Annotated in this window: 9 protein-coding genes; 2 read left to right on the top strand and 7 right to left on the bottom strand. The window is 59.1% G+C overall.

Going from position 1 to position 13,849, the window contains the following annotated elements; all coding sequences use genetic code 11:
- Positions 1-4: 4 nt before the first annotated feature.
- From CQ007_RS09575 to thrH, 4 genes are all read right to left on the bottom strand, one after another.
- The gene (locus tag CQ007_RS09575; protein ID WP_105645553.1) at positions 5-823 is read right to left on the bottom strand and encodes an aspartate/glutamate racemase family protein; all 819 of its coding nucleotides are present in this window, start codon (positions 821-823) and stop codon (positions 5-7) included.
- The gene (locus CQ007_RS09570) at positions 820-2,994 is read right to left on the bottom strand and encodes a PQQ-dependent dehydrogenase, methanol/ethanol family (protein ID WP_105645551.1); all 2,175 of its coding nucleotides are present in this window, start codon (positions 2,992-2,994) and stop codon (positions 820-822) included. Before CQ007_RS09570 ends, CQ007_RS09575 begins: the two co-directional genes overlap by 4 nt.
- Positions 2,995-3,026: 32 nt before the next feature.
- Complete coding sequence (gene tcuA / locus CQ007_RS09565) at positions 3,027-4,508, bottom strand: FAD-dependent tricarballylate dehydrogenase TcuA (protein WP_105645549.1); 1,482 nt, start codon at positions 4,506-4,508, stop codon at positions 3,027-3,029.
- A 292-nt stretch (positions 4,509-4,800) separates the two neighbouring features.
- Positions 4,801-5,418 carry a bifunctional phosphoserine phosphatase/homoserine phosphotransferase ThrH gene (gene thrH, locus CQ007_RS09560; protein ID WP_105645547.1) on the bottom strand — a complete coding sequence of 206 codons (618 nt, stop codon included), beginning with the start codon at positions 5,416-5,418 and terminating at the stop codon, positions 4,801-4,803.
- A 209-nt stretch (positions 5,419-5,627) separates the two neighbouring features.
- Between thrH and CQ007_RS09555 the strand changes: the two genes are divergently transcribed.
- Positions 5,628-6,362 (top strand): phosphoadenylyl-sulfate reductase, encoded by a 735-nt coding sequence (locus tag CQ007_RS09555; RefSeq protein ID WP_105645545.1) that lies wholly within the window; start codon positions 5,628-5,630, stop codon positions 6,360-6,362.
- 193 nt (positions 6,363-6,555) lie between these two features.
- On the opposite strand, the gene CQ007_RS09550 is transcribed toward CQ007_RS09555, so the two are convergent.
- The 3 genes from CQ007_RS09550 to CQ007_RS09540 all read right to left on the bottom strand — a co-directional run bounded on the left by CQ007_RS09550 (position 6,556) and on the right by CQ007_RS09540 (position 12,514).
- Positions 6,556-7,998: a porin family protein gene (locus CQ007_RS09550; RefSeq protein ID WP_146114565.1), complete on the bottom strand. Its 1,443-nt coding sequence runs from the start codon at positions 7,996-7,998 to the stop codon at positions 6,556-6,558.
- Positions 7,999-8,201: 203 nt separating this feature from the next.
- Positions 8,202-9,191 (bottom strand): hypothetical protein, encoded by a 990-nt coding sequence (locus CQ007_RS09545; RefSeq protein WP_146114564.1) that lies wholly within the window; start codon positions 9,189-9,191, stop codon positions 8,202-8,204.
- 71 nt (positions 9,192-9,262) lie between these two features.
- Positions 9,263-12,514 (bottom strand): TonB-dependent receptor domain-containing protein, encoded by a 3,252-nt coding sequence (locus CQ007_RS09540; protein ID WP_105645539.1) that lies wholly within the window; start codon positions 12,512-12,514, stop codon positions 9,263-9,265.
- Positions 12,515-12,833: 319 nt separating this feature from the next.
- Here CQ007_RS09540 and CQ007_RS09535 point away from each other — a divergent pair, with 319 nt between their 5' ends.
- Positions 12,834-13,847 (top strand): ABC transporter substrate-binding protein, encoded by a 1,014-nt coding sequence (locus CQ007_RS09535; protein WP_105645537.1) that lies wholly within the window; start codon positions 12,834-12,836, stop codon positions 13,845-13,847.
- Positions 13,848-13,849: the final 2 nt, after the last annotated feature.

The raw sequence follows: 13,849 nt of genomic DNA, 5'->3' as shown, positions 1-13,849 counted from the left end.
TCCCTCAGCGTGGGTCGAGCAGACGCTCGCCCAGGCCATAGAAGTCGAAGATCTCACGTACCCGGGCCGGGTCCGGGCGAGCGGAAAAGTAGTTGCGATCACAGCTGCTGGTGCCATTGGCGCGCTGCAGATCGACCATGCTCTCAGCCTGCTTGATCCAGGCGCCCAGCGAGTCCAGTACCGGCACACCGTCCACCTGGTTGATGCCGTGGGTGGCCAGCAGCACGTTGAGCGGCGCCTCGCCGGGAATGATCACCTCGGCGCCGACCTCGATCAGGCCACGGGCTGCGGCCTGGAAACGCTCGATCAGCGCGTCCGGCTGCTCGAAGGCGGCCAACACGTCGTTGAAGCCGAAGCCAACATGCCGCACGCTGCTCAGGCGCTGGCCCAGGCCATGGCGCTCGGCGTTGTCGGCGACCAACTCGGCCAGCTCGTCGATGAACACCAGCACTCCGAACTTGCGGCCCAGCATGCAGGCGGTCAGCATCGCCGACTCACCATAGCCCACCACCGGAATCCGTAGCAGGCTGCGGATCTCGCGCAGCGCCGGCTCCGGCAGCGTGCTGATGGCGTAGACGTCATAGCCCTGAGCCTCGGCATTGATGCCATTGGCCATGAACTGCAGGCCATGCAGGTACTGCAGCACGGCATGCTTGATATCGTTGCCCGGATAGTTGCTGCGGTAGGTGCCCTGTTGCATGCCGTGCATGTCGATCACCGTGTCGGGGCGCGCAACCTTCTGAAAATGCGCGCGCAGTGCGGCGTCGTAGGCCCCCAGATCACTGAGGACGGTAAAGCTCTGGTGCCAGATGCGGATACTCATGGTTGGTCCTTGTCGATTTGCTGGTTGGAACGGCTGGCCTCCATCACCAGACCGGGTTCGGCCGGCTGGCTGGCCCGGGCGCGATCCCGGATGAACTGGTACAGCGCCTGCAGCTGCGCCTGGTCGAAGTCATCGAACACCGGCATGCCGCGCAGTTGCAGAGCACCACCGCGCACCACCTGATCGAAGCCTTCCGGACTCAGCGCCAGGGCCGAGGCGCGCAGGTCCGGCGCACCGCCGCCGCTGATCACATCACTGCCATGGCAGGTCTGGCAGTTGCGCACGTACAGATCCCGGCCCTGCTGCACCCGCTCGGCATCCAGTTGCAGCTCGGGGTTATCCAGCAGCTGCAGCACGGTGCTGGTCACCGGTGGCAGCCTGGCCTCGCCGCCAAGACGGAAGGTCAGCAGGCGCCTGGTCTGGTCGCGATAACCCCAGCCGTGCTGGGCGAACAGCGAGCCGCCCACCAGCGGACCGCCGCCACCCCAGCCGACCAGCACAGAAATCTGCTGCACACCGTCGACGCTGTAACTCACCGGCGGCGCACTGATGCCGCGCTGGGCCTGGAACTGCCACAACGGCTCGCCGCTGGCGGCATCGAAGGCCTTGAGGTAGCCATCGGCCTGGCCCTGGAACACCAGGTTGCCAGCGGTGGTCAGGGTACCGCCCGGCCAGGCGCCGGCGGTGGGCTGCGACCAGACCTCGCGCTGGCGCAACGGGTCCCAGGCGATCAGCGATGAACTGCCAGCCTCGCGCGGCGCATCGCCGGCGCCAAGATTGAGGCCGAAAGCATAGGTATGGCTGCGGTGCAGCCACTTCTTCGGGTCGATGCCCATGTCGTTGTAGTAGCCGGGAATATGCAGCGCCGGCACATAGACCAGCCCGGTCTGTGGGTTGAACGACATCGGATGCCAGCTGTGCCGACCCGGTGGGCCCGGCCAGATGAATGCCTCGCCGCTTTCGTAGCGTGCGCCGGGTACCTCCACCGGCCGGCCGGTGGCCAGATCGATGCGTTCGGCCCAGGTAACCTCGCCCAGTTTCTCGGCGGAGATCAGCTTGCCGCTGGCCCGATCGATCACATAGAAGAAACCGTTCTTCGGTGCGTGCAACAGTACCTGGCGCGGCTCGCCATCGATCTCCAGCTCGGCCAGCACCATGTCCATCGAGGAGTTGAAATCCCAGGTCTCGCCGGGGGTGGTCTGGTAGTGCCACTGGTACTCGCCGCTGTCAGCATCCAGCGCGACGATGGACGACAGGAACAGGTTGTCGCCCCCTTCCGGGCTGCGGATCTTGCGGTTCCAGGGCGCGCCATTGCCGGTACCCAGGTACACCCGGTTGAACTGCGGATCGTAGGTCATGGAGTTCCATACGGTGCCACCACCACCGTGCTTCCACCACTCGCCACTCCAGGTCTCGGCGGCCATGCGCATGGCCTCGTTCTCGAAACCCTCGGCCGGATTGCCGGGCACCGTATGGAAGCGCCAGGACAACTCACCTGTTTCGGCGTCATAGGCACTCACATAGCCGCGCAGCGGGCCATTGTCGGCGCCGCCGAAGCCGATCAGCACCTTGCCGTTGAACGCCAGCGGCATACCGGTGATGATCGCGGGACTCTGCGGGTCGGTGGTCTGCACCGACCACTGCGGTTCGCCGCTGGCCATGTTCAGCGCGATCAGGCGACCATCGCCAGTGCCGACAAAGATATTGTCGCCCCACATCGCCAGACCACGGTTCATCCCCCAGTACATCCGCTGGCGGCGCGGATTATTGTCGCGAAACGCCTCGGTGACCTTGGGGTCGTAGCGCCACAGCTGCTTGCCGCTGCGTGCATCCACCGCGTGTACCACGCTGTGCGTGGCACTGAAGTAGATCACGCCCTCCTTCACCAGCGGTGTCGATACCAGCGAAGTCGCTTCGGGCAGGTCCAGCGCCCAGGCCAGTCCCAGTTCCGGGATACTCTGGCTGTTGATCTGCTGTAACGGACTGAAGCGCTGCTCCGAGTAGTTGCGCCCGTAGGCCAGCCAATCGTTGCCCGGCAACTCGGCACTGATGGCCGCGCGGTCGACCGGAGCGGCAGCAGCCGGCAGCGACCAGCTTATGCCCAGCCCGCACAGCAAGGCCCAACTCAGCGCCTGGCGCCGTAGCGCCCAGGGTCCTTGGGAATGTCGCATAGTGAAACCTCTTGTTGTCATTGTTGTTCCGTTCAGGCCCGCTGCCACTCATCGCTGCGCGCCGCCGCCCCGGCACCGGCCAGCCGCCCCAGTACCGAGCCGGAGGTCAGGCCCGCACCACCGGCATACTTGACGTAGTAGAGGTTGCCGACCAGCTCGCCGGCGGCGTACAGGCCATCGATCGCCTCGCCCTGCTCATCCAGCACCTGCGCCTGGCTGTCGACCTGCAAACCGCCGAAGGTGAAGGTAATGCCGCAGGTCACCGCGTAGGCCACGAAGGGTGGTTTGCTCAGCGGGTTGGCCCAGTTGGACTTGGGCAAACTCAGCCCTTCGGTGCAGCGACCGTCGCGGATCGCCGGATTGAACGGAATATCGGTACGCACCGCTGCGTTGTACTGGTCAAGGGTCTGCAGCAGCGCCCGGGCATTGATGCCCTCAAGCTTGCCGGCCAGCTCTTCAAGGCTGTCGGCCTGGATGCGCGTAGCCTGGCGTACCCGGTACTCGTCGGGCAGCAGTTGCTCGCTGTGCTGGTCGAATATCTGCCAGGCCACACCGCCTGGCTGGCGCAGTACCTTTTCGCCCATGCCGGAATAGGTGTAATTGCGAAAATCCTCGCCCTCATCGACGAAGCGACGCCCCTCGGCATTCACCACCACACCCAGATGGAAGTAGTTCTTCTGCATGTTGAGCAGGTCGATATCGCCCATCGCCGGGGCGTTGAGGTCGTAGAACACCGCATGGCAGCCGGACCAGTTGCCGTGCGCGGCGGCGCCGATGTCCAGCGCCATCTGGATACCATCGCCAGTGTTGAAACGTGAGCCGCGTACCTTGGCCAGATCCCAGCCTGGGCCCAGGTATTGGGCGCGCCAACGCAGGTTGGCATGGAAACCACCGGTGGCGACGATCACCGCTGGGGCCGCAAACACCTCGCCATTGGCGGCCAGCACCTGCCAACGGCCATCGCCACAGCGGTTCAAACGCTTGGCGCGCACACCATAGAACAGCTCGACGCCGTCCTGCTGCGCACGACGACTCAGCGCATCGACCAGACCGAGGCCGCCGCCGGAGACTTCCACGGTAAGACCACCCCAGAACTTGTACTTGCCATCGACCTTGAACGCCTGACGACCGTAGATGGGCATGAAGCGCACGCCCTTGGTGGTCATCCAGCGCAGGGTATCCAGGCTCTGGGTGACCACGGTGTCGAGCACCTCGGGGTCAGCCCGGTACTGGCTCATGGCGGCCAGCTCACCGAAGAAGTCATCCTGGCTGTAGCTGCCGAAGTCACTGTTCTCCAGTTCGCTGTCCAGCAGATCGGGCATCAGTACCCGCAGGTCGTCGTTGCCGTGATAAGCGACGCGGAAGGCCCCGCCGGTATGCGCCGAGTTGCCGCCTTTCAGTTGCTCGGGCGCACGCTCGAGCAGCGCCACCCTGGCACCACTCTCCCGCGCCGCCAACGCGGCGCAGAGCCCGGCGTTACCACCACCAAGTACGATTACATCGAAAGAATGCATGCAGCCCCCTGTTATGGCCGGCGCATCGAGACCGCCGGCTGTGACGTTGGAGGCATTATCAGGTGAGTCCGGAGGACGAAGGAGTCTCCGGGATCGAAGGGGGTTTTCAGGTTAGCTGTAAAATCAGCGGAAGGTAGTTAGTGAGTAGCAGCTTGCTACGCCTGCAGGCTCTCAGCCGGCCATGCGTCGAGCGGGCGCTCGACACACTCAGCCCTGGGGTGTAGCGCACCCGCGCTACGCCTGCGGCCTCATAGCCAGCAATACGTCGAGCAAGTGCTCGACACTCCCCCAATTACAACGTCAACGGACGATTCGAGGCCTTGATGAACTCCTTCTTCAGGTCCTCGAAGGTATGCACCGCCGGGAACTGCGGGAATTCGGCAATGACGTTGTCCGGCGCATGGAACAGGATGCCGGCATGGGCCTCGGACAGCATGGTGGTGTCATTGTAGGAGTCGCCAGCGGCGATCACCCGGTAGTACAGGCTCTTGAATGCCAGCACCGACTGACGCTTGGGATCCTTCTGGCGCAGTTGGTAGTCCACTACCCGGTCGCTGTCATCGGTCACCAGCTTGTGGCACAGCAGCGTCGGGAAGCCCAACTGACGCATCAGCGGCTGGGAGAACTCATAGAAAGTATCGGACAGGATCACCACCTGGAAACGCTCGCGCAGCCAGTTGACGAATTCCACAGCGCCATCCAGCGGCTTCAGCGTGCCGATGACTTCCTGGATGTCCGCCAGCTTCAGGCCATGCTCATCGAGAATGCGCAGACGCTGCTTCATCAGCACGTCATAATCCGGAATATCCCTGGTGGTCGCGCGCAACTCGGCGATACCGGTTTTCTCGGCAAAGGCAATCCAGATTTCGGGGACCAGAACACCTTCGAGGTCAAGGCAGGCGATTTCCACAGATTACTCCTGAAGCAGTGATTGAACTGGCGCCACAATCTACCGGCTCCGCTTGCCCGGCGCAATGATGAGCTGACCGGACGGCCTCGATTGATAGCCAAAAGGCATAAAACTATAACCAAATAAGGGAAGAAGTACTAAGCGGGCCTTGTTAAAATGCCGCGATTAGAGATGGCCCGCCTGCACGGGCCGCATAGCGGGAGAGCCTGATGTCCACCAATGTGTTCGATGTAGAAACCCTGGCTGCGAAATACGCGAGCAAGTCGCCGCAAGATATTCTCAAGCTGGCCATACAGCAGTTCGATGATCTGTGGCTGTCGTTCAGCGGCGCCGACGATATCGTGGTGCTCGACATGGCCTGGAAGATCAACCCGAACATCAAGGTCTTCACCCTGGACACCGGCCGCCTGCACCCGGAAACCTACCGCTTCCTCGAGGAAGTGCGCAAGCACTACGGTATCCAGCTCGAGGTGCTATCCCCGGATCAGCAGGCGCTGGAAGCCTATGTGAAGGAAAAGGGCCTGTTCGACTTCTATGAAAGCGGCCACGGCGAGTGCTGCGGTATCCGCAAGATCGCCCCGCTGCGCCGCAAGCTGAGCACCGTGGACGCCTGGATCACCGGTCAGCGCCGCGATCAGAGCCCCGGTACCCGCAGCCACGTACCGGTGCTCGAGACCGATGCGGCGTTTTCCAGCGCCGAGCGCACGCTGATCAAGTTCAATCCACTGGCCAACTACAGCAGCGAGGATGTATGGAACTACATCCGCATGCTGGAGATCCCCTACAACAAGCTGCACGAACGCGGCTTCATCAGCATCGGCTGCGAACCCTGCACCCGCCCCGTCCTGCCCAATCAGCACGAGCGTGAAGGCCGCTGGTGGTGGGAAGAAGCCACCCAGAAGGAATGTGGCCTGCACGCGGGTAACCTGATCGCAAAGAACTGACAACGCCGGGGTTGGCGAGCGCCTGCTCGCCGACAGCCATCAGCAGCTCAAAATTGCAGGCGTAGCGCGGGCGCGCTACACCCCAAGACTGCAGGCCGGTGGTGTGTGGATTGATTGTATGCGTGCAGCAAACCGGCAAGCCCGCCAGGGTTGGCAAGTGCCTGCTCGATGAAAACCCACCGCAACCTTCCCCTCAAAACTGCCGCCGCAACATCAAACTCACCTCTGTCTGCTCAAACCCGAACGCCCAATCCAGATTGCTGTGGTTGATGCTGTGCCGTACCCGCAACTCCGGCGTCAGCCCTGCAACCTTCCAACCATTGGCCCCGGCACTGAGGATATACACCTGCTGCCGATCCCGCCGCCGGTCTCCGAGAAAGAAGTCATGGGCATCATTGCGGCTGTCGCGGTAGATACCCAGCGCATTGACATACAACCCGGCCCTGCCGGAGAAGCCATGATATACCCCAACACGCGCCGCCCAATCCTTGCTGCTGGCCTGCTCGATCTCGTATTTGCGCCGGCTCAGGGTCAGTCCGGTATACAGACTGGTATTGGGCTGTGGCATGAAGGAGGCAGTCAACCCCCACTGATGCATCTCATAGTCGGCACCGGTACGCTGGCCCTTGCTGGTGTACTCGTAGCGCTTGGTATCCAGGCTGGTGCCGATCTGCCACTTGCGGCTCAAAGTACGCCGCCATTCCAGTTGTAGCCCGTGGGCCAGGTAGTCACTGGCGCGGTTGCGGTAGTAATGCTCCACATAGGGCATCAGACTGATACTGTTGCGCGCGTCCAGGTACTGGTAACCCACCTGCAATATCGCCAGGTTGGTACTGTAATCCTGCATGGTCGCCGTACGGGATGGATTGGTTTCCGCATAATAGGTGCCATAACTCATCGGCCGCAGTTGCAGGTTGTGATTACCCGACAGGTTGTAGCGGCGCTGCAAGGACAGTTCATAGCTGACCAATTCCGACTCGATTGGGTCAGGCATCTGCCGCTCGAAAAAACAGATGCCGGCAAAATAGTTCAGGCAGCTGTAATAGCCGTTGGCCTGGTTGATATTGTCGTTATAGCCCACGCCCAGTGCCGCGCTGCCATGCCAGCCGGCACGAATATCCATGGCCTGGTGGTACTGCTGGATCAGCATCTGCACCTCGAGTGGCAGCCCGGCATCCAGTGCCCTGGCAAAGCCCTGCTCCGCACGCTTCTCCTGATGATCCTCGAACCACAGCCGCGCCAGCTCCAGCAGCACCCGCGCATCAGTCGGTTCCTGCTCGCTGGCCAGTTCCATACGCTGCAGCGCCAGCGGATAATTCCCCTCGAAACGCGCCAGCAGACTTTCCGCCATGCTCACCAGCGCCGGTCGATGCCCCGGCAGCTCACGGTAACGGGCGATGAAATCCGGCAACTGGGTCCATTGATTGGTATTGATCGCCACATAGATGGCCGGCGTCAGCGACTCAAGGGTGCTCGGCACCTGGTAACGCTGGCCTTCATACATCAGGGTGCCAGGTGGCGCCGCCAGCACCTCCTCGGCTTGCGACCGCTGTTCGATGGCGCGACGGGTCTGATCCTGCAGAAAGCGCGTATCGTCGTCATCGGCCCAGATTGCAGGCGCAACAAGGTACGCCATAAACGACAGCCACAGGGCTGTGGAACGGCAAGACATAGAAATTTTTCCATTCTGAGTGATGGCGTCATAGAATGGAGGCCGGTGAACCGGCCTCCATCAGGTACTACAGGTACTCTCCGTACAGGCAATGCCAAGTGGAAACCACCCGGATTGCCCTGTTTGACGCTCTTCACTGGTGGCCGCCAGTGGAGAGTGGTCAAACCCTACGGGGTGATGGTGCCATCGATTTTGCTACCGCCGAAAGCGGCATCAGCATATGTGCCATTGGTATACATACCAGCCAAGGCTTCAGCACCATTGTAGAAACGACCTTCAATGGTATTGCTCAATGCCGAGTTACTGAAGGTGCCATCGCTGTCGATAGTAGTGCCAGCAAAACTGATAGTGTGAGTTACACCACCCACATCACGACTGATGCTGTTATTAGTGAGACCCGCACCGATAGTTCCTGTCCCTGCGATACTGGAGTAGTATACGTCCAGCTTGCCTTTGTACAGGTTCGGGCTATCCGGCAAACCACCTGCCGCTGTGCCAGTTCCACTGATACCAATCACACCATAGGTCGCGTCGACCTCACCTGGCATGGTGGTAACTGCATTGTCACCCACATACCAAACAGTATGGCTGGCATCAGCCATATTCAGGTCAGTGCTATGGTCTGGAGGCGAAGCTATCGAGTTAGCCCACTCACCAAAATAAACTCCGGCTCCCACGGGGAGCAGGTCTACCGGATCAGCAGGGGCACCCGTACTGGTCTCACCTACTTGGCCAATGACCAGACCACCGAATTGCGGAGCGAAGAATGGAGGGTCGATTTGGCGAATTGCATTGACCATGAAGTTCGCATAGTCGCCAGTACCATTCGTCGCCGCACTGGACCGCCATACCTGAGCAATCTTGTTCGAGCCAATCAGCCCCATATCGGCAGGCGTCATGATGGTGCCATTACCACGTGCATCAATAGCGCTATTGGAGCCATTAATTGGCCCGCCGGCAATATCAATGAACCCCAAAATGCTCCCATTGAAGTTCAAGCCAGAGTTTCCACCACCAAACATGAAGTGATTGGACGGAGTATCTACGTCGACTCTTGTATCATTGGATGAGCCACCCTTCACATTAGGGGAGGCTGCCAACACAACACCGCTACTCATTGCGGCCATAACGGCCAAAGACAGAATTGTCTTTTTCATATTGCTTTCCTCTCATTTGAGTTTTACTTCACAAGACGCTTGTTTTTCCCACAACAAAAACAAGCAAAAACCTAGAAATTGATCTTCAGCCCAGCGGTTACCGTACGCCCAGGCCCCGGCAAAAGGTTTTTCGACATCGGGTCCAGATAGTATTCATCGGTGATATTGGTAACGCCCAGATTCAAGGCCACCTCCTGGGTGACATTGAAATTGGCATACACATCGTGCAATAAGACCGAACGCCAAAGAAATGTATCCAGTCCGCCCCTGAACCAGGCATCCCGGGCCAGATAATCGGCTGACCCTTCTTCCGATCCCAGCAACTTATCCAGTTGTTTATTCTGTGCGCCTGCGTGATATACGCTGCGCCACCCCAATTCCAGTCGTTCGTTGAACAAGCGCGTACCAAGCCCCAGATCAATGGAGTATCTGGGCTGAAGGCTGTTTCCGCTATAGGTGCCAGGGAAGCCCCCCGTCATACAGCTTGGAATGCGGTTATAGTACGGATCCATCCCGGATGCATAATCCTTGTCGCAAAGTTTTTGCTCCAGTCGATAGGTGCCAGACAAGTTTCCAAAAAACCTGCCGTTATCGAAACGTGACTGCAACTCAACACCGCGGCTTTTCTTCTGGTCAAACTGAATTACATCGTACAGTAGGCCACGGTCGATAAAGTCCTTGATCTGTGTGTCGTAGTAACTGATACGTGCATCGGCCACACCCAGACCAGGGAAAAACTCGGTCAAATCATGGGCATAACCCACTTCCCAGTTAATACTGCGCTCTGGTTTTCTGGCACCATTGACAACCATGTTCCCAACGGTACCCGCCCCATCAATTATCGCGCCGGAAGTCAACTCATTGACACTAGGGAAGCGAGTCGTTTGCGCATAGCGCAAAAACATCGTGCCAAAGGGTGTAACCCGCGCCGTCGCCCCCAGCACCGGACTCCAGGCATGGCCAGACTGCTCCTCCGGCATTTCCCAAGCCCGCCCCTGACCCAACCGTGCGTAGACCCGACTCCCATAAGGGTTGTCAATGGTTATCCGGCTCATATCTACCGCCCCACTAACAAATGGGTTCGTAGAAGAATCGAATTTCCCATCCTTGGCAGGCAGCAGTACTTTCTTTATAAAATTATCACCTTGAACGGGCCGGAAAGTTGATCCAGTAATCCCCACGCGCAGCAAATATGCAATCGCGGCACCCTCTGCCTCCGTGGCATCGTGGAGTTTCCCAGCATGCTGAAAGTACTGGTTGGCATCGTTGGCAGTCAAAAAGTCCAGATATTCCTTGGCGGCCGCCCTAAACGCCGGGTTCTCCGTCGCAAGTCTCTGTGGCTGCAAAGGGCGATTATCACCATATTCAAGATACAGCTGCCAGATCTTGAAATTGCCATCATCACTGCGATCTATATTATTGTTAGCATCAATAACAGCCTGCTGCAGCCGGTTAAACTCAGCCAACTGATCCGGCGTCATCTTTTCCTTGTATTCCAGCTGCAATCCAGCAAGACGCTGTTGTGCCTTATAGAACTCATCTTGCTGACGACGACGCTTGGCCGTGCCGGTATCCTTACCGGTGTAATTCATATAGCGAGCACCCGCCGTCAGGGACAACCAATCCGTGGCCTGCCAAGCCAGATTCATCAGCGCCGTATATTCCTTACGCTCCCCCGAGCGCGGGCCAAGCAGGTCAGTACCTGCACTCAACTGGGAGCCATCCGGACCAATACCATTGGTAACGGAGCGACTTTGTTGTACACGATCATCCAGTTTTTCCTGCTGATAACTACCACCAAGGGTTAGTTGCAGGCTTTCGCTCAAACGAATTTGATTGCTCAGGTCAAAGCCGGTTCGGTCATGGCTGGTCCATTGCCTACCATTGGGAACGATGGTGCCGTCATGTGCTGGCGGCGGTGTCCCTGGAGGGTAATAGCCATATTCCATCATCAAAGACCAAAGTTTAAGTTGCTGCTGCGTCGCCGCATCTATGTCAATGCTGAAAGGAGAAGAGCCGGTCTGGTAGCGAACGCCATCCAACTTGGTACGCCAAAGGCTGGTTTCCATATCCAGCCAATCCGAGCCTCCAGGCTTTAAGTCATAGCTTATCTTGTAACTGTCCAGCCGCTGTTCCGAGTGCGGCCCTTCATAAACATATCGATCCTGTGAGCGGTCACGGTCGGGTCTGGTCTTGTCTGCCCCTTCCATATACCCCCATGCCAATACGGAAGCCCCCGGCGTTGTTTCTCCGAAAACCGTATCGGTGCGCATGAACTGCAAGCCCAGGCGCTGCCCATTAGGTAGATAAAGATTATTCTTCAGCAGCGTGGTTTCGGTTTCGCTGGCCGTGTTAAAAACTTCACTTCCTGCACCATACAGCTTCTTCAGGTTCGGAATATAACGATCAGTGCTACTTTCATCCCATACGTCATGCCCGAAGTAACGATCCGCATTGCGCTTACCTGCATAGTAATTCCCAGAGGTACGCTCACTACGCGAAATCAGGATATCCATGAAGTCATTACGCCCAGCAATAGCCAGCATTTCCGAGTGGTCATCGAAATTGAGGTTTTCTCCACCACCTTTGGTGCGTGCGGCAGGCGTCGGAACAATAACAGTCGCGCCATCACCTGCTACCTGCCCGCCAGGCACATCACGCCAATCCTGACCATATACACCGGCAGCATCGAAACGAGGCTTGCTGGTATTACCCGAGGTTTTCAGATTGGCTTCGATACCCCAGCTATCCCCCTCCGGAATAATGTCGCTGGCTTCGATAGTGCGGATATTCACCGCCCCGCCCACACCGCTTTTTATTCCCCGGCTCAGTGACGGGCCTTTTTCCACTTCAATGCTGCGAAACAGAGCTGGATCAACGTAGCTGCGGTTGCCAGCACCAAACATATGCAGCCAAACGTTGGTCGATTGCTCGGTACCATCAATGGTCAGCGGCGTACGCCCCTCGCCGGTGATGCCACGGATATTCGGCGTAATAGCCTGACTACTGCGGGTATCCATGCTGTAGACGCCGTTCATGCCCTTGAACACGTCGCCGGGGTTGGTGACCTGGAAGCGTTGCAATTCTTCACGGCCCTGATAAACGCTGGTGACGTTTTCCTGGTAGACGTTGTTATGGCCCTGCTCATCCTGCGAAAGGTATCGCCCACGCACGCTCATCGCTGGCAATTGCAGCGCACTCTCTTCCTGAGTTGTCGATTCCCCCTGCACCTCGGCACTATCCTGTGCCAAGGCAAGGCTCGCGGGCCCCGCCAGACACAGCGTCGATATGATGATTGCCAGTTTTTTCTGTTTGAATGGCATTACCGCTTTCTCCCCAGCTCCCGGTTCTGCGCTGCCTATGCTCCCCGGTCCCCTTTCCAATGTGATGGCGCGTCACCGCCTTAATGAGAATCGTTATTATTGGTAGCGCGCAGAAAAAACCCTCTTGATATTTATCAAGAGGTGGGAAAAATAATTGACCAGGCAGTCGTGCGGTAACGATATCGCTCGCTGCGAGGCTTGCTGGGCTCGGCGGATAGAGGGAATGCGCTGCTGACAAGCTTGCTGCTCCCATCTATTTTTCGCGCATCTTGATATTTGTCATGTCGCTGCGGCCACGGAAAAAATATACTCTGAGTCCATGCGAACCATTCTCAGAAACACCCTGAGCAGCGCTATTGGCGCGCTCCTGATTGCCCTCCTGCCGTTGCCCGCTGCTGCCGATGCACCGCGCCGGTCGCAATTGATTCTGGCTGGCCCGCCCACCACGGTGTCCTACCCACTGCTGCATATGCTGGAAAGTGGTGCTCTGCAACAGCTTGCCGAACGAGTGGAGTTCCGGCTGTGGAGCAACCCTGACCAGTTGCGGGCGCTGACGCTGGAGAGTGGCGCCGATTTCACCGCGATGCCGACCAATGTGGCGGCCAATCTGTATAACCGGAAGGTACCGCTGCAGTTGGTCAACGTCTCGGTATGGGGCATGCTGTGGCTGGTGTCGCGCAACCCGGAGCTGAAAACCCTGGCGGATTTCAAGGGTCAGGAGATTGCCGTGCCGTTTCGTGCGGACATGCCGGATATCGTCTTCACCTTCCTTGCCGAGCGCGCTGGTCTGGACCCGCGCCGGGACTTCACCGTGCGCTATACGGCGACGCCGATGGATGCCATGCAGCTGCTGATCATGCGCCGGCTGGATCATGCGCTGCTGGCCGAGCCCGCGGTATCCATGGCGCTGCGCAAGACCCGCTCGTTCCCGGTGTCGGTGGTGGCTCCGGAGCTGTACCGCAGTGTTGACCTTCAGGCCGAGTGGGGTCGGTTGCTGCAAACCGAAGCGCGCATTCCCCAGGCGGGCATGGTGGTACTGGGCGCGGCGCGGCAGGATGAGCAACTGGTGCAACAACTGGAAGCAGCCTATGCCGCTTCGCACCAATGGTGTCTGGCACAGCCCGAGGCCTGCGGCGAGCTGGCCGCCCGGCATATCGATATGCTGACCGCCGAAGCAGCCACCGACTCCATCAACAACCTGCCCGCTCACTATGCCAGTGCCGCCGAGGCACGCCCGGAACTGGAGCGTTTTCTGCATCTGCTGTTGGAGCGCCAGCCTGCCAGTGTCGGCGGCAAGCTGCCGGACGCAGCGTTCTATGGATTGCATCCATGACG

It is taken from the genome of Pseudomonas sp. MYb185, assembly GCF_002979975.1.
Classification (GTDB): domain Bacteria; phylum Pseudomonadota; class Gammaproteobacteria; order Pseudomonadales; family Pseudomonadaceae; genus Halopseudomonas.
The sequence above is the reverse complement of the archived record's forward strand: the minus strand, read 5'-3'. Positions and strand labels throughout refer to the sequence as shown.